General features: G+C 38.3%; 20 protein-coding genes. 5 read left to right on the top strand and 15 right to left on the bottom strand.

Annotation, left to right across the window (positions count from 1 at the left end; translation table 11 throughout):
- Nucleotides 1–165 precede the first annotated feature (165 nt).
- The 6 genes from IPL24_02750 to IPL24_02725 all read right to left on the bottom strand — a co-directional run bounded on the left by IPL24_02750 (nt 166) and on the right by IPL24_02725 (nt 5,987).
- Nucleotides 166–948 carry an SDR family oxidoreductase gene (locus IPL24_02750; GenBank protein ID MBK8362618.1) on the bottom strand — a complete coding sequence of 261 codons (783 nt, stop codon included), beginning with the start codon at nt 946–948 and terminating at the stop codon, nt 166–168.
- A gap of 71 nt (nt 949–1,019) precedes the next feature.
- On the bottom strand, nt 1,020–1,829 hold the full coding sequence (locus IPL24_02745; protein ID MBK8362617.1) for a phytanoyl-CoA dioxygenase family protein: 810 nt from the start codon (nt 1,827–1,829) through the stop codon (nt 1,020–1,022).
- A 354-nt stretch (nt 1,830–2,183) separates the two neighbouring features.
- Complete coding sequence (locus tag IPL24_02740; protein MBK8362616.1) at nt 2,184–3,518, bottom strand: HAMP domain-containing histidine kinase; 1,335 nt, start codon at nt 3,516–3,518, stop codon at nt 2,184–2,186.
- A gap of 115 nt (nt 3,519–3,633) precedes the next feature.
- Nucleotides 3,634–4,311 (bottom strand): response regulator transcription factor, encoded by a 678-nt coding sequence (locus IPL24_02735; protein MBK8362615.1) that lies wholly within the window; start codon nt 4,309–4,311, stop codon nt 3,634–3,636.
- A 20-nt stretch (nt 4,312–4,331) separates the two neighbouring features.
- The gene (locus IPL24_02730; protein ID MBK8362614.1) at nt 4,332–5,528 is read right to left on the bottom strand and encodes an aspartate aminotransferase family protein; all 1,197 of its coding nucleotides are present in this window, start codon (nt 5,526–5,528) and stop codon (nt 4,332–4,334) included.
- 162 nt (nt 5,529–5,690) lie between these two features.
- Complete coding sequence (locus IPL24_02725) at nt 5,691–5,987, bottom strand: hypothetical protein (protein ID MBK8362613.1); 297 nt, start codon at nt 5,985–5,987, stop codon at nt 5,691–5,693.
- A gap of 366 nt (nt 5,988–6,353) precedes the next feature.
- Between IPL24_02725 and IPL24_02720 the strand changes: the two genes are divergently transcribed.
- The 5 genes from IPL24_02720 (at nt 6,354) to IPL24_02700 (ending at nt 11,564) form a co-directional block, all read left to right on the top strand.
- A complete protein-coding gene (locus IPL24_02720) occupies nt 6,354–8,501 on the top strand; it encodes a S8 family peptidase (protein ID MBK8362612.1) in 2,148 nt (715 codons plus the stop codon).
- Nucleotides 8,502–8,528: 27 nt separating this feature from the next.
- Entirely contained in the window at nt 8,529–9,554 is a 1,026-nt protein-coding gene (locus tag IPL24_02715; protein MBK8362611.1) for a bifunctional oligoribonuclease/PAP phosphatase NrnA, read from the top strand.
- Entirely contained in the window at nt 9,551–10,072 is a 522-nt protein-coding gene (locus tag IPL24_02710; protein MBK8362610.1) for an FKBP-type peptidyl-prolyl cis-trans isomerase, read from the top strand. The genes IPL24_02715 and IPL24_02710 overlap by 4 nt, the downstream gene beginning before the upstream one ends.
- Entirely contained in the window at nt 10,072–10,989 is a 918-nt protein-coding gene (locus IPL24_02705; protein MBK8362609.1) for an FKBP-type peptidyl-prolyl cis-trans isomerase, read from the top strand. Before IPL24_02710 ends, IPL24_02705 begins: the two co-directional genes overlap by 1 nt.
- 170 nt (nt 10,990–11,159) lie before the next feature.
- A complete protein-coding gene (locus IPL24_02700; GenBank protein MBK8362608.1) occupies nt 11,160–11,564 on the top strand; it encodes a hypothetical protein in 405 nt (134 codons plus the stop codon).
- 446 nt (nt 11,565–12,010) lie between these two features.
- On the opposite strand, the gene IPL24_02695 is transcribed toward IPL24_02700, so the two are convergent.
- The 9 genes from IPL24_02695 to IPL24_02655 all read right to left on the bottom strand — a co-directional run bounded on the left by IPL24_02695 (nt 12,011) and on the right by IPL24_02655 (nt 20,374).
- Nucleotides 12,011–12,517, bottom strand: a complete 507-nt coding sequence (locus tag IPL24_02695) for a GNAT family N-acetyltransferase (GenBank protein MBK8362607.1) — start codon at nt 12,515–12,517, stop codon at nt 12,011–12,013.
- Nucleotides 12,518–12,527: 10 nt separating this feature from the next.
- Complete coding sequence (locus tag IPL24_02690) at nt 12,528–13,229, bottom strand: SAM-dependent methyltransferase (protein ID MBK8362606.1); 702 nt, start codon at nt 13,227–13,229, stop codon at nt 12,528–12,530.
- Nucleotides 13,229–13,696 (bottom strand): low molecular weight phosphotyrosine protein phosphatase, encoded by a 468-nt coding sequence (locus tag IPL24_02685; GenBank protein ID MBK8362605.1) that lies wholly within the window; start codon nt 13,694–13,696, stop codon nt 13,229–13,231. The genes IPL24_02690 and IPL24_02685 overlap by 1 nt, the downstream gene beginning before the upstream one ends.
- A 205-nt stretch (nt 13,697–13,901) precedes the next feature.
- Nucleotides 13,902–15,170: a dihydroorotase gene (locus IPL24_02680; GenBank protein MBK8362604.1), complete on the bottom strand. Its 1,269-nt coding sequence runs from the start codon at nt 15,168–15,170 to the stop codon at nt 13,902–13,904.
- 12 nt (nt 15,171–15,182) lie between these two features.
- The gene (locus IPL24_02675; GenBank protein MBK8362603.1) at nt 15,183–17,243 is read right to left on the bottom strand and encodes a BatA and WFA domain-containing protein; all 2,061 of its coding nucleotides are present in this window, start codon (nt 17,241–17,243) and stop codon (nt 15,183–15,185) included.
- Between the two features lie 20 nt (nt 17,244–17,263).
- On the bottom strand, nt 17,264–18,034 hold the full coding sequence (locus IPL24_02670) for a TIGR02757 family protein (GenBank protein ID MBK8362602.1): 771 nt from the start codon (nt 18,032–18,034) through the stop codon (nt 17,264–17,266).
- 8 nt (nt 18,035–18,042) lie between these two features.
- Nucleotides 18,043–19,326, bottom strand: coding sequence for an adenylosuccinate synthase (locus IPL24_02665; protein MBK8362601.1), 1,284 nt, complete (start codon nt 19,324–19,326; stop codon nt 18,043–18,045).
- 103 nt (nt 19,327–19,429) lie between these two features.
- Nucleotides 19,430–19,777 (bottom strand): STAS domain-containing protein, encoded by a 348-nt coding sequence (locus IPL24_02660; GenBank protein MBK8362600.1) that lies wholly within the window; start codon nt 19,775–19,777, stop codon nt 19,430–19,432.
- Nucleotides 19,778–19,894: 117 nt separating this feature from the next.
- Nucleotides 19,895–20,374, bottom strand: coding sequence for a transcriptional repressor (locus tag IPL24_02655; protein ID MBK8362599.1), 480 nt, complete (start codon nt 20,372–20,374; stop codon nt 19,895–19,897).
- Nucleotides 20,375–20,380 lie beyond the last annotated feature (6 nt).

Here is a 20,380-nt window from a genome sequence, read left to right as displayed (position 1 = left end):
ATTAATGAAAATATGAAAAAAAAGAAAAAAGAAAAAAGAAAAAAGAAAAAAGAAAGCCGACCAATTGACTACGAAGCTTCATTTCACTTTTCACTTTTCACTTCATTTCACTTCATTCCACTTCATTCCACTTCATTCCACTTCATTCCACTTCATTTCACTTCATTATTTATAAATGTCCCCGGCAATCTTCTCCGTCAATGCCTTTGGAACAAAGTAAGTCATTGCAACAGAAATTTTATTGAGCCAACCCGGAATGATCTCATTCTTTTTCGCAAACATTCCGTCTATTGCAAACTTTGCTACAACATCTGCTTTCATAATTACCTTCGATGCTTTTTTAATTATAGAAGGCGAAGCAGTCATACCGGCTGCATTCATGAAATTAGTTTCAGTTGTACCCGGACTTAAACAAGTGACAGAAATGTTTTCTTTCTTTAATTCTAAACGTAGTCCGCGAGTGAAAAGTACCATGAACGCTTTCGAAGCTGCATACACAGATAAAGTTGGAACAGCCTGGTAAGCGGCAGTACTGGCTACATTCATGATATAAGCTTGTTGTCCGGAGCTTTTCAAAATTGGGATCATCCGGTAAGTCATTTCGACCGGAGTCATCATATTGATCTGCATCATATCCTTCGTTTTCTTCAATGCAGTTTGCTCCAGACTTCCCCAAAGTCCATACCCGGCATTGTTGATCAGAATATTGACTGGCAGTTTTTTCTCTTCAATAAATTGGACAACCTTGTCGATACCTTGCTGATCAGTCAAGTCAGCTAAAACGTAACTACATTCAACACCATGCAATGATTTAATCTCGGTTGAAAGTTTGTTGAGCGCATCTTCCGAGCGCGCTACAAGCACTAAATTGCATTTACGTGATGCTAATTCCAGTGCCATTTCTTTTCCAATGCCTTTACTTGCACCGGTGATCAAAGCGTAATTCATTTGGGAATGGGATTAAATAAAAAATGGAATCAGAGGTCTGATTCCATTTAAATGTGATTTTAGTAAAATAATTATTTTACCAGTTTTTGGAAATGGTGATAGAATGGAGTAGTACTCTCTTCTGATTTCGGCATGTATTTTCCGATGATAACCGGAATGTACATTACACGACGACGACTTGCTGCACCTGTAAGCGGTGACATAGCCACGCGATGCCAGATACGGCCATCATGTACTACAACATCTCCGGCTTTTGCATCAACAAGCATTTCATTTTTGTCTTCATCATTATTCATGAAATATGCTTTCTTGAACAACATGGAGAACATGTTTTGCTTATGAGTTCCGGGAATAATACGAAGTCCGCCTTTATCTGATGATGAATCATCAAGGTAAAGACCAACATTCAACATTGGCATAACTTTCTTTCCGTAGAAAATGTCGCGCATACTGTCTGTATGCCAGCCCATCTGACGGAAGTTACTGTTTGAAGTATTCACGTAATGATTTACGATCACGCCATCTTTTTCGTTTTCTGCAATTCTGGAACCTTTTGGCATTAATACCTTCAGGCTTTGAATTCTTTCGCTAGTCACAAAACCATGTACAGTTTCGCTGTATTGGCTTGTAAAAGGAAAGCGGTGAACGATTGGAGTGCCGTTTTCGTCGTGACCGAATTTAATAGGCACGCCGTTGATCTTCTTGATTCCACTTGAGATCCACTTCTTTTGAAGGTCCTCAGTTGAAGCGATAATGCTTTTCACCTCTTCAGGTGTAGCAGCTCCGCTAAAATGGATAAATCCGTTTTTATCGAAAAACGAAATTTGCTCCTCAGTCAGTTTATTGCCGAGGGTAAATTTAGGATATTGGGTGTTACTCATTTTCAGTTTTTTATACAAGAATTACCTGCCTGATAGTCAATTCGTTAGGCATTCCCACTATAAACTTTAGCTGTTTTTGTCAAAATTTTGCTTGGTGCACAAATATATAAGAATCTTTTTATTTACAAATACTTATTGGAGGATAAAATTCGATGTTTTTTGAACAATCGGGTCTTAATTAGTAATTCTTTGTCATGGTCGTTGGCACTTAAACTGAGTATTGTCAACCGATGTCAAGGGTCAAAGGTCAAAGGTCAAAGGTCACGCTGTTTACAGGCAAGCGGCGTGACCTATGACCTTTGACCTATAACCATTGACCTTAGACCCTTGCCCTACTACTTACTACCTACAACCTCACCCAACCCCACTCCCCGGAAACCTCAACGTAAAACAACTTCCTTGATTTAAGGTCGATTCGGCGCTGACTTTGATCCCGTGGAAATCGGCAATGGTTTTTACTATTGGTAGGCCGAGTCCATAGCTCATATCGTCTTCCGGACGGAAACGTTTGAAGCGGTCGAAGATATACGGTAATTGGTTTGATGAAATTCCATCGCCGGTATCGTAAACTTTTACAACATAATGTTCTCCTTCCCACATTCCGGTAACTGTTATCTTTCCTTCTTCGCAGTTATATTTTATCGCATTCGTGATAAGATTGAAAAGCATCGTATGAATGAGCGATAAATTACACGGTGAGAAAACAAAATCATCCTTCCATTCATTTACAATTGTGATCCCTTTTCCCTGAGTCAGCTCTTCGAGTTCTTCGAAGATCTCGCGAACGATCATCTGTAGATCGGCGCTTTCATTTTTTACATATTGTGCATTCTCAATTTTACTGATATACAATAAATTTCTGACGACTTTTGTAAGACGACTTAACGTTTTTTGTGAATCAACCATTCGTTCAACCACTGCATCCGGAATTCCGGGATCAGAGATCATATTCTCTATCCGGTTTTTCAGAATTGAAATAGGAGTGAGGATCTCATGCGATACATTCATGATGAATTGTCTTTCTGTCTCAAAAGTCTCGCGAATCTTGACCATCATTTCATTGATACTTTTATCCAGATGCGAAAATTCGGTCGTCGTTGTTTTGACAGGAAGCGGATCAAATGTCGATGGATGCTGTACATCCCTTAGTTTTTCATTCACAATTTTATTGAAAGGGCGTAGAAGCAATCTTGCAAAAAGTAGATCGAAAAAGATAGAGATCACGACCACAGCGACCATTATCCAGATGGTAAATTTCCTGATCGTCACGTTCAGCTGATCGTAGGCATTTAATCCTTCACCTATATCAATAGAGTAGAGTTGGTTGTCATAAACAAATGCCTGTGTCAGAACTCGGTGTTTAATGATCTCATCATCAATTTTCCTTTCAGCGTTTTCAATATGATATCTGCCGAAATCGGGTGGAAGCACAGCAATCGGTGCAATGGAAACAAATTCTTCTTTGAAGATATTGTAACTGTCAAAACTACAATCCTGATCAAGAGCAATCTCATCCAATCCGCCCACAGCCACCATTCGCATAGTCTTCTCAAGACGTGCAACAAGTCTTCGATCCAGATGATTATAAGCTACCTTCTGAATCAGAATTGGTATAATAGCGCCAAAGGCCAAAATGATGACTACTTTGGAGATGGCATTGTATAAAGAAAGTTTGACTTGGATCTTCACTTTTTAAGTAAGGAGTGGTTAGTGAGTAACAGGTTGCAGGTTTAAGGTTGCAGGTTAGCATTGTAGTCGACTACGAGGTTAACCTGGAACTTTTAACCTGCAACCTTAAACTAAGTTATGCCATATTCAACCTGTAACCGATTCCACGAACCGTTTCTATAAAATCAGAATTACCATATGCAGATAATTTTTTCCGGAGATTTTTCATGTGCACGTCGATGTAATTCGATTCATAATCTTCTTCCAGGACATCGCCCCAGATATGTTCTGTAAGTTGCATTCTTGTGATCACACGGTTCTTGTGGAGTGCCATGTAATGGAGAATATCAAATTCCTTTTTTGTCAGACTGATTGCATTTTTTTCGAAGTAAACAGTACGATTCTGAATGTCCATAGAATATTCATGGATCTGAATCATATTATTTTTCAATCCGTGTTTTCTTCTTAAGATGGCTTGCATCCTTGCCTGAAGTTCAAGAAGTGAAAATGGTTTCGCCAGATAATCATCTGCTCCAAGATCCAGTCCTGTAATCCTGTCATCAATTGATCCTCGTGCAGTAAGTATTATAAAAGCTCCGTCTTTCCCGGCCTCTTTCGCTTCTTTCAGCAATTGAAATCCATTGTGTTCAGGTAATCCGATATCAAGTAAAACAAAATCGTATGAGTTAACGAAGATCTTTTCTGAAGCACTTTTGCCATTGAAAGCGACATCGCAATGATATCCTTGCTTGGTAAGAAAGATTTCAATTTCATGCGATGATTGTCTTTCGTCTTCTACAATCAGTACATTCATATTTTAGTTTTATTACAAGATCAATTTTTACTTTTTACTTCTTCTATTGAATTCAGGATAATGCTACATGATTCTCTGATTTCTTCTTCACTGATGATCAATGGCGGTGCAATTCTCAGACAATCGGCTGCAAATAAAAACCAGTCACTTATCAAGCCTTTATCATAACATTTTGAGATCACATCCTGATTGAATTTTTCACTTTGAAATTGAATGCAAAGTAACAAACCTTTTCCTCTAATAATTCTGATGTTTTCATGAACAAGCAGTTTTCTGAACAATTTTTCCTTTTCTATGACATTTTCAGCTAGTTTATCACGAACTATAATTTCCAATGCTGCACTTGCAGTAGCACAACAAACCGGATGTCCGCCGAAAGTAGTGAGATGTCCAAGGATCGGTTCATAAGAAAGCGTCTGCATAATTTCCTGAGAAGAAATAAATGCACCTAATGGCATTCCACCGCCAAGTGCTTTCCCTAAAAGCAAGATGTCAGGTACTACATTAAAATGTTGGAATGAAAATAATTTTCCTGTGCGTCCCATTCCTGTCTGGATCTCATCAAAGACCAGCAGTGCTCCGACTTTTTTGCAATGCACTGAAAGTTTTTTCAGGAAATCATTTTCAGGAATCAGAATTCCTGCTTCTGCCTGAATTGGTTCAACAAAAACTGCTGCAGTATTCTGATCGATAGAATCGAATTGCGATTCATCATTGAAATTTATAATTGTTGTACCATTCAAAAGCGGACGATAAGCATTTTTCAGCCATTCATTTCCGCTTAAACTTAAAGCACCTTGTGTACTTCCGTGGTACGAATTTTTGAACGAAACAAAATTAGTTCTTCCTGTAAAACGTTTTGCAAGTTTCATTGCACCTTCAACAGCTTCAGTGCCGCTATTCGTAAAATAGGTTGTCGATAAATTTTCAGGAAGCAATTCACTTAATCGTTTTGCTAAAGCAACTTGTGGTGATATTACATATTCGCCATATACCATCAGATGCATATGTTTATCGATCTGATTTTTTGCAGCGGCAAGTATTTCAGGATGTCCATGCCCGAGACTTGAAACAGAAATTCCGGAGATAAGATCAAGATATTTCTTCCCATTATGATCGAAAAGATAAACTCCTTTTGCACTTTCAATATCCAACCCCGGCGGACTAGGACTGGTTTGAGCAACGTGTTGGAGGAATTGTTGTCGTCGGGTGTACATATAGGAGCGAAAGTAGTGATTTTTTGGAAAGTAATAAGAGGTAAGTGGTAAGTAGTAAGTAGTGAGTAGCACTACCGAAGTAAAGCAAGTTCAAGACAAAATTCAAAAATGTAAGCTCTTACAATACTATGTATTGCTACTCATCACTTACCACTCACTAAATTACCGTCGTAATAGCATCCAGAATCTCCGACTCTCTGACTTGTGCATCGTATTTACGTTGAAAAAATGTCGCTTTACCTGAAGTCCTGTTACTGTCACTTTTGTATTGTGATTCTCCATTTCTTCAATGATCAGATCAACATTTACAGTAGGACGGGAGAAAGAAAAATTAGAACGTGCTTTTATACTTCCTTTCTTTTTATCAAAGTCGGTAACTTTCAATCCAAGTTTGGACAAAACACCGTGAGTTCTGCGAAGAACTTTTTCATATGGATATTGAAACACTGAGCTTTGCATCGGCTTATTGTTTTAACAAATCCAGAGGTGGGGTGGATAAGAAAGATTTTTTGGGAGAACAAAAATTGAATTGACTTTTCGACTTCTGTTTCTCAAATATATGAAATTTTGGATTAAAAATTTATTTACCACTTAATTTAATCCTGGAAAACAATAAAAATAACATACCTGCTCTGTAGATTCATCAGGAAAAACAGGCCGAATTCATTAAATTACTTATTCACAACACATATTTTATAATTTTTCGTGACTTTTGTAGATAAGAAAGGAAGGAGTGGCATCTTTGGTTAGGATTTAACCCTGAAAAGTTTGGATGCCAGGTTTCAACCGGATCCGACCTTTATTTCCGAATTTAAATTAAATTTAATGAATAAGAACTACCTATTCACAATTCTGCTTTTTGTAACAACTACTTTGTCTTTTGCACAGACATCGGTAAATATGGCTTTACGGGAGAAAATCAATTCAACGAAATTATCTAGAACATCTATAACCGATGTATTGATAAAAGGAGATGTCAATGAGATTTCAAATTTTATTTCATCAAGAAATGAAAAGATCATCGGAACTTCCGGAAAAATTATTTCAGCACGTCTTTCACTAAATACAATTGCTGAGTTAATTGACAAGCCATTTGTAAAGATCATTCAGGGAAATTTGAATCGTGTAAAAGTGATGAATGATACAATGAGGATGTTGTCAAGAGTTGATGAGGTTCATAACGGACAAACGCCTTTACCGCAAGCGTATGATGGAACAGGTGTGATCATGGGAATTATCGATTCAGGAATTGATATCAATCATCTTGATTTCAAAGACAGCACCGGATATACACGCATCAAATATTTGTGGGACATGACAAAACCCACTGCACCTAATACTCCGCAGCCATATGCATACGGACAAGAGTGGAATGATGTTGATATTATGGGCGGACTTGCTGCTTCACATACAGGAGAAGATCAGTATGGTCACGGAACTTATGTTACAGGAATTGCAGCAGGAAATGGAAGTGCTGTCGGACACTTTCAAGGAGTTGCCCCAAAATCTGATCTGATAATTGTAGGTTATGATTTTGCAGCAAATGATAATGTTCCCCGACTTGCGCATGCAGTAGAATATATTTTTGACAAAGCACAGCAATTAGGGAAACCATGTGTGATCAATGCTTCGTTGGGATCGTATGAAGGATCACATGACGGACAAGACCTGGAAGCTCAATATATCAGTAATCTGATCGATGCACAAAGTGGAAGAATACTTGTAGCTGCTGCCGGAAATGTTGGAATTGTTTATCCATTTCATGTAGGTAGAAATTCCGTTGCAAGTGATACGGTCTTTACCTGGTTCAGATATAATTCAGGAATTCCCGGGGCTTACGTTTCTATTTATGCAGATTCAGCTCAGTTCAATCAGATCCAATTCACAGTTGGAGCTGATAAAATTTCACCATACTTCGAACACAGAGGTGCTCTTCCTTTTATAAGTGTTACTCCAACGATCAATACACTTTTAACAAGAAGTCTGATTGTAAATACAAAAAGACTGGGAGTAGTTCAGATGTATACATCCGTAAATGAAGGAGTGTACCAACTTGAAATATATGTTATACCCGATTCAACTGCTTACAACTGGCGGTTTACAACTACAGGAAATGGAAGATATGATAGCTGGTCTTTCGATTATGAATGGCAAAACGTACCTAATGTTGCAACCTTTCCTGATATTGTAAATTACTGGGCACCGGATACGAATCAATCCATCGTGAGTGGTATGGCTTGTCTGGATAATGTTGTTACTGTTGGAAATTATTATAACACTGACAGACATTTGGATTATAACAATACCGTGCAGATCACACCTACTGACAGGCCAAGAGATCTTGCAGAGAACAGCAGCAGAGGTCCGACACGGGATAATCGTATCAAACCTGAGATTGCAGGTCCCGGACATCATATTGTTTCAACCGGTGTGATGACTTTAATGCCAGGATTAATTGGAGCACAGCCTTATAAAGTTGCTCCGGGAGGATTGCATCAGACAGGTGGCGGCACATCTGCATCTGCTCCTGTTGTGGCCGGCATTGCTGCATTATTTCTACAACAGAATCCGACAGCAACCTGGGCAGATTTTAAAAGTGCCATCATGAATTGTGCAGCACATGATACTTTTACCTGGGGACCTGTGCCAAATAATGCATGGGGTTATGGAAAAGCGGATGCCTTCAATACACTGACAAATTGCGGCTTTGTTTTTACATCTGAAATAGAAGAGAATTTGTCAGTTCATTTATATCCGAATCCGACAAGCACAGAATTTTCATTGTTGCTGAGCGAAGACATTTTAAATCCGAATGTAACAATAACAGATTTGCTGGGAAGAAAGGTAAAAGATGTGAAATTGAATGGAAAACATTCTGTCATTTCTGTTCGCGACTTAAAAGCAGGAATGTACTTTGTGAAAATTGAGAGTGTGAAAGGAAGTTGTACGAAGAGGTTTGAGAAGATTGATTGAGAAAAAAAATAAACACAAGAACACAAGATGCAATTCCCACCGGCAGAGGTCACTGCAGTAAAAAAACTGATCAAGGATTCAAAGAACATAGTGATTACGACTCATCATCGGCCTGATGGTGACGCCATGGGATCTTCATTGGGATTATATAATTATCTGAAATTACTTGGATGTAATGTCAATGTTGTAACTCCAAGTGATTATCCTGATTTTCTATATTGGTTACCTTCGAATAACATTGTTGTCAATTTTGAATATTCAACTAAACAGGCAAAGGAACTGATCAGTAAAGCGGACCTAATATTCTGTCTTGATTTCAACTGGCTAAGCAGAGTTGATATAATGGAAAGTGATCTTCGAAGTTCTACAGCAAAGAAAGTCTTGATCGATCATCATCTTGATCCTGAAAATGTTTACGATCATGTTTTTTCATTTACAGAAGCCTGTTCAACCTGTGAATTGATCTATCGTTTCATTGATGCTTTGGGAGATTCAGAAAAGATCAATAAGGATATTGCCGAATGTTTGTATTGTGGCATTATGACCGATACAAATTCGTTTCGCTATTCTTCAATGAAAGCTGATGTACACAGGATCATTGCAAGATTAATGGAAGCCGGAGCAGAGAATTACAGAATACACGAAAGAGTGTATGACACAAGTACAGAAAACAGGCTGCGGTTGCTTGGTTATTCATTAAAAGAAAAACTGATCGTTTTGCCTGAATACAATACTGCTTATCTGGCATTGTCACAGGCAGAACTTGAAATGTTCAATCATAAAAGCGGAGATACTGAAGGATTGGTAAATTACGCTTTGAGTATAAACGGAATTAAATTTGCTGCATTTTTCTCAGAGAAAGATGGCTTGATAAAAATTTCATTCCGGTCGAAAGGTGATTTTTCCGTGAAAGAATTTTCCGGAAAATATTTTAGCGGCGGCGGACATAAAAATGCTTCCGGTGGCAGATCAGAACTTTCATTGTCAGAAACAGTTAAAAAGTTCCTTGATCTATTGCCTGTATATAAGAATGAATTGAACGCTGTCGGATGAAAAATATCTTTCTATTAATAATTATTGTAATTTTTTCTTCGTGTAATCGTAATAATGATTCGGAGAAGACTCCCATATCTGAGCAGGAAGTGAACGACAGACTGACGAATGCGAATAAGAATCGTGTGCAGAAAGAGTCGCAAGAAATAGAAGAGTTTATCAGGCAACGACAATTTACTACAGAACGAACAGGTACCGGTTTACGGATACAGATCTATAAAAGAGCAAAGAACGGAGTTCCACCTGCTGAACACGAAGAAGTTCAGATCATATGCAAAGTTTTTCTGCTCGATGGTACACTTTGTTATGAAACAGATACAACTAATCCAATTGCATTCAAGCTGGGAGAAGGAATGCAGATCCGTGGTCTGGAAGAAGGAATAATGAAAATGATTCCCGGTGAAAGCGCAAGACTGATCATTCCGAATCATCTTGCATACCGCTTAAGTGGTGATGAAGATAAAATCCCACCGGGGGCTGCATTATATATTGACGTTACATTATTAAAAGTAAACTAATGAAAAAAGTAAGTCTGGTTCTTTTTATTGCTACAACAATGTTTGGTTGCAATTTAAAGAATGGTGAAGAAAAGAAAACGGATTCGGGGTTTAAGTATGTAATCTATACTAAGTCAGAAGGACCTAAAATTCAACTTGGTGATTATGTTACCTTGATCATGGTCTATAAGAATGATAAAGATTCTATTTTGTTTGATTCAAGGAATTCTGCTTTACCTCTGAGATTTCAGTTAGATAAAATTCCGTTTAAAGGAAGTTTTGAAGATGGTCTTTTGAATCTTGCAAAGAATGACAGTGCAACATTCTATGTTCCTGCAGATTCACTTTATGCGTATTTATTTACGGGAAGATCCGGAATAGTTATTCCGCAATCAGAAACCGGATTTACACCAGGCACACTTGTGAAGTTTGACATAAAAGTAGTGAATATTCAATCTGCGCAACAGGCAGAAGAAGAGATCATCATGAAGTTGAGTGAGGCGGAAAAAAAAGAGAAAGCAGAGTTGAATAAATATTTGTTTGATCAGAATATAAAAGTAAAACCGGCGGAAGAAGGATACTATCTGATAGTTCATGAACAAGGTAAAGGAGCAACTATTGACAGTGGAAAAATTGTGACACTTGAATACGAAGGTCGTTTCACCGATGGGAAAATTTTTGATGGAACGAAAGCAGGCGGTCGACCATACACATTTGTAAGTGGTACACACCGGGTGATCAAAGGGTGGGAGCTTGCAATGAAAGATCTTAATGCCGGAAGTAAATTTACATTGATCGTTCCATCCTCACTTGGTTATGGCGAAGAAGGAATCCGCAATCCGAAAAATGGAACTTTTATTGTGCCACCATATAAAGCTCTTGTGTTTGATATCAAGATCTTGACAGTGGAAGATGTCCCGGCAGTTAGTGGCATGTAAGAAGTTAAATTCCTGAAATTGATCAAATATGTACTATTTATTCACTATTTTAGACATGGATTGTACCATTTCAGCATACAATTATCCCTATTTAGACACTACATTTATGAAATTGGACCTGAAAAGTTTAGTTTTGAGTAAGGAATCTTGAAGGGAAAAAGATAGCACGGATGAAGTTGAGAGCATTATTACTTTTACTTATACTATTTTCTTTTGCATGTAAAAAGGAGAAAGGAGCAGGTATACCGGCACAAGGTGTTTTAACAACCGGTACCTGGTATGTCAGTAAATTTCTGGAAGATGGCGATGATGAAACCTATCATTTTGAAGAGTACACATTTGTTTTCAATACCAATGGTGAGTTGACTGCGACATGTATCTATGGTACTACAGTAGGTTCCTGGTATGCCGAAGACGACGACGACGGCACCGACGAATTCCGAATTGCTCTCGGTAACGTTGAACCCCTCGTTAAGCTCAGCAAACGCTGGCACATCCGTTCCGAGTCATCAACAAAAGTTGAATTTTATGATGATGATAATTCGGATGAGGAAGTGACTTTTATGAAGCGGTGATTTGCTATAAAGAATTATAAAGAATATTTTAACTCTAAGATCACTTAGTTTTTAGCACAAGAGCACAAGTGAAGCTAAGTATTATATGCAGTGCCAGGCGGATTGATGAGTTAACTTTCACCGCATAACGAATTGGTAAATACGCTATACGCTAGGCGGAATGTTGAGCGGAAATTAAGAAAGCACTTTCAAATTAGTAAATGCTCAAGCGACATTCCTGCCGGGGTAACGGACAATGCTTGTTAAAAGCAAAATATTTCAGGCATAATTATTTCGAATAAAATTCCATCGATCAGTTTTACAATTGGATTTTTACAAACGTGTACCTAAATTCCCAGCGAATGACGCTTGATGTCTTACGTTTTGAAAATGGATACTAGCTTGCGCTTAACATTCCGCCTAGCGTGTGAGTGCTTTGCTAAGTTTTATTTGATGAAGGAGGAGATTCAAACAACCCTCGCCATCATCACCAAATCAATAAACTCCCCCTCAGAGATCTGCACCGCACCAACTTGAACCCCTTCAATTTCAAAACCTAATTTTTTATAGACATGAATGGCTCTTGTATTCGGATGGAAGACACAGAGATTGATCTTTTTTATTTTCGGTCGGGTAGTGGTCCATTGCAATAGAAATTCTATCATCTTACTGCCGATCTTTTGATTCTGGTATTCGGGAAGAATACTGATTCCGAATTCACCACTGTGCGACATTCTGATCTTGGGATGCGTTTTGAAATCGAGAACACCTACTATCTTTCCTTCTGTTTCAGCTACAAGTAAAAGTGCATTTTCGTTTTCTGAATAGTATCTGATCCACTTTTCCTGATCGGCAATTGTAGAACTGAATTCTTCAGGTAACGAAATAACGTTATTCGTTTCCTTTACTGCAATGATCTTTACAAATTCAAAGATCTGTTTGACATCATCAATGGTTGCAGGACGAATGTTCATTTTATCAATTTCATTTTCCAATAATAAAAACTGCAGGCTTCTTATGAAAATCTATTTTCTGCTTTTTCCAGTCAGCGATATTCAATGTCCTGATAAACTCTCCCTTTCCGGTTATGTCAAAAGCTATGCAAAGTCGAGTCTGATCATTTAAAGAAACAAGTATATCACCCAGCATCTGCTGATTTCTGTAGGGCGTTTCAATGAATAATTGCGACTGATCTTTTTTCTGAGCATCTTTTTCCAGGTCTTTCAGTTTCTGCTTACTTGGTCCGCTTTCTCTAGGTAAATAGCCATGAAAACAAAACGATTGACCATTCATTCCACTTGCCATCAATGCAAGAAGCATAGAAGCAGGACCGATCAATGGAATAACTTTTACATTGTTCTGATGTGCTAGTTTTACAAATTCACTTCCGGGGTCCGCTATTGCAGGACAACCGGCTTCACTCAAAACTCCTATTGATTTATTCTTTTTAAATATTGTAGCTAATTCAGAAATGGATTTCGGATCGGTATGTTCATTCAGTTCATGAAAAATAAAATTCGACTGACTGATCTTACTGCCTATCTTTTTCAAAAATGCTCGTGCCGTTTTTTCATTCTCCACTACAAACTCATCGATTTCACGGACAACAGCCAACGATGAAGCAGTTAGCACATCCGTTTGCTCATCGGAAAGAAAAGTAGGAATCAGATAAATAATTGCGGACATCAGTTGGTCTTTAATTCACGAATGAGAAAATTCTCACATGCCTTATCGAGCATTTCATATACTTCAACAAATCCTTCATCACCACCAAACCACGGATCAGGAACATCTTTGGAACGAAATTCATCAGTAAGGTCGAGAAACAACCTTACTTTTTTCCTGTCATTTTCGTTCCGCGCCAATTTCAGGACATTCGAACGGTTGGAATCATCCATTACAAAGATATGATCGAATTCATCGAAGTCAGTTTCTGAAAATTGTCGTCCGCGCAATGGAGAAATATCTACACCAAATTTCTTAGCCGTTTTAATTGCCCGTGCATCCGGACATTCACCTACATGAAAATTTGCAGTCCCCGCAGAATCAACAAAGATGTCTAATTTATTTTGTTCGATTTTCTTACGCAATATTCCTTCTGCCATTGGTGAGCGGCAAATATTTCCCAGACAAACCATGAGTACTTTTATCATTCAAATGTTTTTTATTTCCCGCAGAGTGTCGCAGATTTTCGCAGAACATTCGCAGAAATATTTTTTTCTTTTTTCTTTTTATTTTGGCTTTCGAATTAAAAGTCCCGGCTTATCCATCCGCTTGACCTTTGACCTTTGACCTTTAACCTTTGACCTACGTTTATCGGCCGCTCATTCTTGACTTAGAAAGACAGGCCTCTCCAAACTAGAGCGAAACCATCCCCTTATTAATCACACAAACCGGTTTTCCGATAAGTTTCATTCCAATAAACGGAGTATTCTTAGAAGCAGATTTTATATCACTTAACTGCACCGTCCATTTTATGTCAGGATCAAAGACAGTTATGTTTGCCGGATTGCCTTCTTCAATCAAGATCGTTTTTTGTCCGGCGCAACATCTTGGATGAGTGGTGAATTTAGAAACGAGTTCAGCCAGATTCAGTTTGTCTTTTGTTGCAGTTCTTGCAACTGCAAATGCTGTGTCGATACTTGAGATTCCGAAGTTGGCCAGTTCAAATTCTTTTAGTTTGTTTTCTACATCGTCAGGACAATGATCTGAAGTAATGCAATCAATTGTGCCATCTACTAATCCATCGATAAGAGCTAGCCGGTCTTCTTCTGTTCGTAATGGCGGTTTAACCTTGAAGTTTGTATCGAAACCTGAAAGTTTTTCTTCATTGAACATCAGATTGACAACTGCTACATCGCAGGTAACTTTAATGCCTTTCGCTTTGGCAGCTCTGATAAGAGCAACGCTACCGGCACTGGAGATCGTAGAGAAGTGAATCGGACAGTTGCAATATTCCGCTATGAAAAGGTCGCGGTTGATATTTACTTCTTCTGCTAAAGCCGGTGAGCCTTTCAATCCTGATTGAGTTGAAGTGATCCCTTCATTCATCTGGCCTTTTCCGGCGATGTATTTGTCTTCTGCAAAAGAAAAGATCTTGCCTTTGAAATTGTGTGAGTATTGTAATGCACGGATCAACAATCCGGAATCGGAGATAGATCTTTTATCGTCAGTGAAAACTTTTGTTCCGGCAAGTGACATATCATACATTTCACTTAAGTCTTTGCCATCACGGTTCACTGATAAAGTTCCTGCCGGAATAACATCAACAATCTCCGTTTTTGTTTTTTGAGTAACGTATTCAATTGAAGCTTTCGAGGCAATGGCAGGCTCAGTCGATGGCATTAGTAAAACACCTGTAAAACCCCCATTGGCTGCGGCTTTGCAGCCATTCGATAATCCTTCTTTGTACTCATGTCCGGGCTCCCGGAAATTCACATGGAGGTCAAACCAACCGGCACTGACGTAATTATTTTTTCCTTCGATAATTTGTGCATCTTTTTCAGAAATAGTATTGGCATCTGATATTTTTTCAATCGTTCCCGAATTGATCAGGAGATCTTTCACCTTCATATGATGTTTACTTCCCGGTGATAAAACATGCACATTTTTAAGAATGATCTTCATTGGTGTTATTTTTTATTTTCTGAAAAATCGGATCAGCAAAATTTCTATTGCTAAAAATACCAGTACAAGTATGATACAGTATTTCCATAATCTTTTGCCTTCATTGAGTTGAGCAATACTGTGAGAAAGATCTTTTCCTTCAGTCTCTATCACATTTATTTTTGAATTTCCATATTTCGAACTTATCTCTGTCAACTCTGTAGGAGAGTAGACACTCAGATCCGATTCCTTTCTGTTGAAGTTGAATGATTCCACAGCTACCAATGCATTGCCGGCATTCAGATCATAGTTCTCTGCATTTTTGATCTGATCATGCACAGACAAGATCGTTGCATTATTGTAAATTTTACTTTCAGGAATGATGTCGAACTTTTCTTTTGTATTGATCAGATGAAAAACATTGTCAGCTGATATGAGTGTATCGCTGATTCCAAAATCATGATCTTCACCGATGATCAGCGGTTTGTTTATTTCGGAAGACCCGCGTAATGCTGCTCTCAAAAGAACAGGAACGAAAAGAGCATGTCGGGAAAAGTTTCCATCTTCAGGTTGTAATGAAGAGGCTAGTACATAAACAACTCCTCGGCCTGATTGATTAGAACTCAGGTATGTGTTTCCCCCCGATAATTTCATTACTGTTTCGGAAATTGTTTTGCTGTTTCTTAAAACAGAATAGTAAGAATTTACAATTGGAAGGTCCATGTTTTCCGGAAGGCTTTTTCCTTTTTCAAAAACTCCGGTGAATAATGGATGTCTGACTTCGATCTTATCTACCTTTTCCTGCTGTTGAACTTTTGTTCCGAAAGAATTTATCTCCAGTTCTGAAAACAGATTATTGTAGTTGCTGATATTTGCATTTGTAGAAGGAATCACAAATACAGATCCGCCTTTGGTGACAAATTTTTTCAACTCCTGAATCAGACCTGAGGAATAGTCATTCACTTCATTCAGAATGATCAATTGCATTGATGAAAAAGCAGAGTAATCAACCTGATTGTGATTGCTGTTTTTCAGACTGAAGTATGGATCATTTCCAAAAATTGCATTCAGTGCAGGCGAAGGTTGATCGCCATTGATGCATAGAACCTGAAGATTATTCCGGACATTGAAATTGAAAAAGAAATTATCATCAAATGTGATGGGGTAATCTGTAATATTCAATTGAGCACGTTGCCATCCTCCTGCAGAAATTGTAAAACTCAATTTGGTTTCTATGCTTGAATTTGAATTTACAGAAATACTTGCAATAGCTTTCTGTGAATTGTTGATCAGTAATTTGAGCGGAATATTTTCAACATCGGTACCACCTGTATTTCTGATCTTTACTACCAGTTCATTCGGAGTATTCAATTGAACAAATGGAGTAGCGAGAAAGCAGGTATCAATGAAAAGATTATTCAGAGCAGAAGCTGCAACCGGCACTAAAGATACCTGAAGTGCTGAATCGATCTTTGCGCTTTCGAGATTGAAAGTGCTTTGCTGAAAATCAGAAATGATGTATGCAGTCTTGGATGTTTTTGATTTCCCTTCACTGAAAAGCGCATCTTGCTGACGTTGCAAAATTTCGGAAATGGAATGTACAGATGAAGTAGGTTTAATTTCATCAAGTATTCTGATGAATTCATCTCTGTTAACAAGCCTCTGATGCCGGCCTTCAAAAGACGAGGTCAGTAATTGAAATTCATCAGACGGCTTATAAGCATTTGCGATCTCGCGGGCTTTCTTTTTCGCAGTCTCAAGTAAGCTGCCATTTTTACCAAGAGCATCCATGCTGAATGAATTGTCTACATAAATACTCACGCGTTTCGTACCTGTCTGAACTTTATTTGTCTTTGCCGGAATAAAAGGTTGGGCAAATGCCAGAACTAGAAATGTAAGCGCAAGTAGGCGTGACAGCAGAACAAGCAGATGTTTTAATTTCGATTTCGACTGTGTGTCCTGTTTGATCTCTTTAAGAAACCTTACATTTGTAAAATAGATCTTTTTGAACCGGCGGAAATTGAAAAGATGGATGATGATCGGTATAGCCAGGACCGAGAGGGCGAAAAGGAATTCCGGATAGATAAATTGCATGAGTGTCCAAATATAAGCAATCAAAATTTCTCAAACACACCTAAACCGAACAGAGCGAAATCATATTTTACCGGGTCAGAAGGGTCAAATGTTTTTAACTTTTTAGTGAGTTCAGCAGCAGCTTTCCAGTCATCCTGAGTCCTTTTAAGTAGTCCGAGTTTACGGGCAACTCTTCCGGAATGCACATCGAGCGGACAGGTAAGAATCTCACTACTAATTGATTTCCAAAGCCCAAAGTCGACTCCGTATTCATCTTTTCTGACCATCCACCTTAAAAACATATTGATTCTTTTCGTGGCTGAGCCATTCAAGGGATCTGAAAAATGTTTCAAAGTTCTGGGATTGTGGTCAATTTTGAAGAATTCTGTCCGCCATTTTGAGATGGCTGTGCTGAGATCGATATCGTCGGAATTGAGAAATTGACTTAGTAAATTCTCTAACGTTCCGTACTTCCGGAAAATTCTTTGCAGTGAAAAAAGAAAGACCTTCAGATCTTCCTGATTAAAAGTCCTGTGAACAAAGCCGTCAAATACAGCCAGATCATTTTTCTTAAAGTCGAGTACAAACTGATGGGGTGCGAAATCCATCTTTTTCAGAATGTCGCCGGCATTTTTCAGGATAGTTGTGCGTTGTCCCCAGGCAATTGTTGCAGCAAGAAATCCTGCGATTTCTATATCCTCTTGAGTTGAGAACTGATGCGGAATAGAAATCGGATCTGAAGAAATAAAATCTTTACGGTTATAGAGGTGATATTTTTCCTCTAAAAAATCTTTCAGTTCAGAATTACTCAGTTTCTTTTTCAACTAATAACAAGATCCATTCTTCTGATAGTTTGTTTTCGGTCGGGACCAACAGAAACAATACTAACAGGAACATTCAATTCTTTTTCAAGGTATACAATGTATTGCGAGAGTTCATCAGGAAAATCTTTTTCGTTTACAATTCCGGTAAGATCTTTTTGCCAGCCCGGCAGATCGATATAAACTGGTTCTGCTGGTTCATTTACAATATCGAATGGCATGTAATCCATTTTTTTACCATTCACAATATAATGCGTACAAACTTTTAGTGTCGGAAATCCGCTGAGTACATCCGGTTTGGTCATGATCAGATCAGTTACGCCATTGATCATGATTGCATATTTAAGTGCCGGAAGATCCAGCCAGCCGCAACGACGCGGACGACCTGTTGTAGCACCGAATTCATTTCCTGCTTTGCGGAGAGCTTCACCGGTTTCATCATTCAACTCTGTTGGAAACGGACCACTACCAACGCGGGTACAATATGCTTTGAAGATGCCAAATACTTTTCCAATGTGTTTCGGAGCAACACCAAGTCCTGTGCAGGCACCTGCTGTAATTGTATTGGATGAGGTTACAAAAGGGTAGGAGCCGAAATCGATATCCAGCAATGAGCCTTGAGCACCTTCAGCTAAAATAGTTTTGTTCTGTAGGATAGACTGATTGATCACATGTTCGCTGTCAACGAAGTTCAATGTGCGCATCAGTTCAATGCCCTCAAAGAACGGACCTTCCAGTTCACTCAGGTCTTTGTCGTGATTCATCTGATCGAGAATCTGAAGATGTTTATTTTTCAGTTTCTCATATCTGTTTTTAAAATCAGGTGATTCAATATCACCAACACGTAAACCGTTTCTTCCGGTCTTATCCATATAAGTTGGACCGATACCACGTAATGTAGAACCGATCTTTTCTTTTCCTTTATGCGACTCGGAAGCAGCATCAAGAAGGCGGTGAGTTGGAATGATGATATGCGCTTTTCTGGAAATAAAAAGTGAAGCGTTGATATCGACATTCATCTTTTTCAAAGCATCAATTTCTTTCTTCAACGTAACCGGATCGATCACGACTCCGTTTCCTACAATATTTGTAATTCCTTTTCTGAAAATTCCTGATGGTATAGTGTGAAGTACATGTTTGATACCTTCGAATTCCAGAGTATGACCGGCATTTGGTCCACCTTGAAAACGGGCAACAACATTATATTCGGGAGTTAAAACATCTACGATCTTTCCTTTCCCTTCATCGCCCCATTGGAGACCTAATAATACATCGACTGACATTATAGATTGAATTACTTTGTTTAAAGAAGTTGGTTTTATTGAAAATAAAAAATCATCCTATAGTTAAGACAGGATGATCTTTTGATTCCTTCATTTTCAGAAACTAATTTTGAAATTGTTTGATTGCTGCAGGAAGATCATCTGTAATTGTGAAAACTGTATTGAGTTTCGTGATGATCAATAGTTCTTTGATCTTATCGCTGATGCAACATATGGTAGTATCGCCACCGTTTTTGCGACTCTTTGTCAGAATATTGACAAGAACATTCAGTCCGTTACTATCTAGATATTTGAATGCCTCCATTGAAATAACAAAACTATTAACACCTTTGTTAATGTATTCCTGAATTTCATCGAGCAGGGGAGTTGCCTGATTTTTATCGATCAGATTTCCGCTCATTTCGACAACGGCATAAGAGCCTTTGTTACTGATTGTATAATTAAATTCCATGGCGTGAATTTAATGGTAATAAATTTCTCTGCAAAGAAGAATTTTACTTGAAAAAGCAGGTAATAAACAATCCTTTGTTAGTACATTTTCAAAAGGAATTCCTCCGAATCCCTTAACTCATGCGGTTTTTCGGTGCTTACATGCACCTTTATCCTCTAATTCACGACATTTTCCGAAGAGATTCAGAGAGTGATTAGTGATCTTGAAATTTAAGATCTCGCCCATCATCGATTGGATCTGCTGAATCCGGGGGTCACAGAATTCAAATACATGTTCACAATCCTGACAGATCAGATGATCATGCTGACGGGAAGAAAATGACCTTTCAAACCGTGCTGTATTTTTTCCAAACTGATGTCGTGTCAGCAACTGACAATCCAGCAAGAGTTCAATCGTATTATAGATCGTTGCCCTGCTGATGCTATGACCTTTCGATTTCATATGCAGAAAAAGCGATTCAACATCAAAGTGGTCATCCAGATTGTATACTTCCTCCAGAATATTATATCGCTCATCAGTCTTTCTGTGACTTTTCTTCTCCAGATATTCTGTGAAGATTTTTTTTACTGATTCTTGTACGTTGGCGGCTTGTAACATAATTTA

The organism is Bacteroidota bacterium (assembly GCA_016711505.1).
In the GTDB taxonomy this organism is placed as follows: Bacteria; Bacteroidota; Bacteroidia; order AKYH767-A; family 2013-40CM-41-45; genus JADKIH01.
Note: the sequence above shows the minus strand (reverse complement) of the source record. Positions and strands in the feature narration are given on the sequence as shown.

What these genes read in the sequence shown, in the direction of transcription:
- IPL24_02750 (MBK8362618.1), bottom strand. Translation starts at nt 948, where the DNA reads ATGAATTACGCTTTGATCACCGGTGCAAGTAAAGGCATTGGAAAAGAA.
- IPL24_02745 (MBK8362617.1), bottom strand. Translation starts at nt 1,829, where the DNA reads ATGAGTAACACCCAATATCCTAAATTTACCCTCGGCAATAAACTGACT.
- IPL24_02735 (MBK8362615.1), bottom strand. Translation starts at nt 4,311, where the DNA reads ATGAATGTACTGATTGTAGAAGACGAAAGACAATCATCGCATGAAATT.
- IPL24_02730 (MBK8362614.1), bottom strand. Translation starts at nt 5,528, where the DNA reads ATGTACACCCGACGACAACAATTCCTCCAACACGTTGCTCAAACCAGT.
- IPL24_02725 (MBK8362613.1), bottom strand. Translation starts at nt 5,987, where the DNA reads ATGCAAAGCTCAGTGTTTCAATATCCATATGAAAAAGTTCTTCGCAGA.
- IPL24_02720 (MBK8362612.1), top strand. Translation starts at nt 6,354, where the DNA reads ATGAATAAGAACTACCTATTCACAATTCTGCTTTTTGTAACAACTACT.
- IPL24_02715 (MBK8362611.1), top strand. Translation starts at nt 8,529, where the DNA reads ATGCAATTCCCACCGGCAGAGGTCACTGCAGTAAAAAAACTGATCAAG.
- IPL24_02710 (MBK8362610.1), top strand. Translation starts at nt 9,551, where the DNA reads ATGAAAAATATCTTTCTATTAATAATTATTGTAATTTTTTCTTCGTGT.
- IPL24_02705 (MBK8362609.1), top strand. Translation starts at nt 10,072, where the DNA reads ATGAAAAAAGTAAGTCTGGTTCTTTTTATTGCTACAACAATGTTTGGT.
- IPL24_02700 (MBK8362608.1), top strand. Translation starts at nt 11,160, where the DNA reads ATGAAGTTGAGAGCATTATTACTTTTACTTATACTATTTTCTTTTGCA.
- IPL24_02695 (MBK8362607.1), bottom strand. Translation starts at nt 12,517, where the DNA reads ATGAACATTCGTCCTGCAACCATTGATGATGTCAAACAGATCTTTGAA.
- IPL24_02690 (MBK8362606.1), bottom strand. Translation starts at nt 13,229, where the DNA reads ATGTCCGCAATTATTTATCTGATTCCTACTTTTCTTTCCGATGAGCAA.
- IPL24_02685 (MBK8362605.1), bottom strand. Translation starts at nt 13,696, where the DNA reads ATGATAAAAGTACTCATGGTTTGTCTGGGAAATATTTGCCGCTCACCA.
- IPL24_02680 (MBK8362604.1), bottom strand. Translation starts at nt 15,170, where the DNA reads ATGAAGATCATTCTTAAAAATGTGCATGTTTTATCACCGGGAAGTAAA.
- IPL24_02675 (MBK8362603.1), bottom strand. Translation starts at nt 17,243, where the DNA reads ATGCAATTTATCTATCCGGAATTCCTTTTCGCCCTCTCGGTCCTGGCT.
- IPL24_02665 (MBK8362601.1), bottom strand. Translation starts at nt 19,326, where the DNA reads ATGTCAGTCGATGTATTATTAGGTCTCCAATGGGGCGATGAAGGGAAA.
- IPL24_02660 (MBK8362600.1), bottom strand. Translation starts at nt 19,777, where the DNA reads ATGGAATTTAATTATACAATCAGTAACAAAGGCTCTTATGCCGTTGTC.
- IPL24_02655 (MBK8362599.1), bottom strand. Translation starts at nt 20,374, where the DNA reads ATGTTACAAGCCGCCAACGTACAAGAATCAGTAAAAAAAATCTTCACA.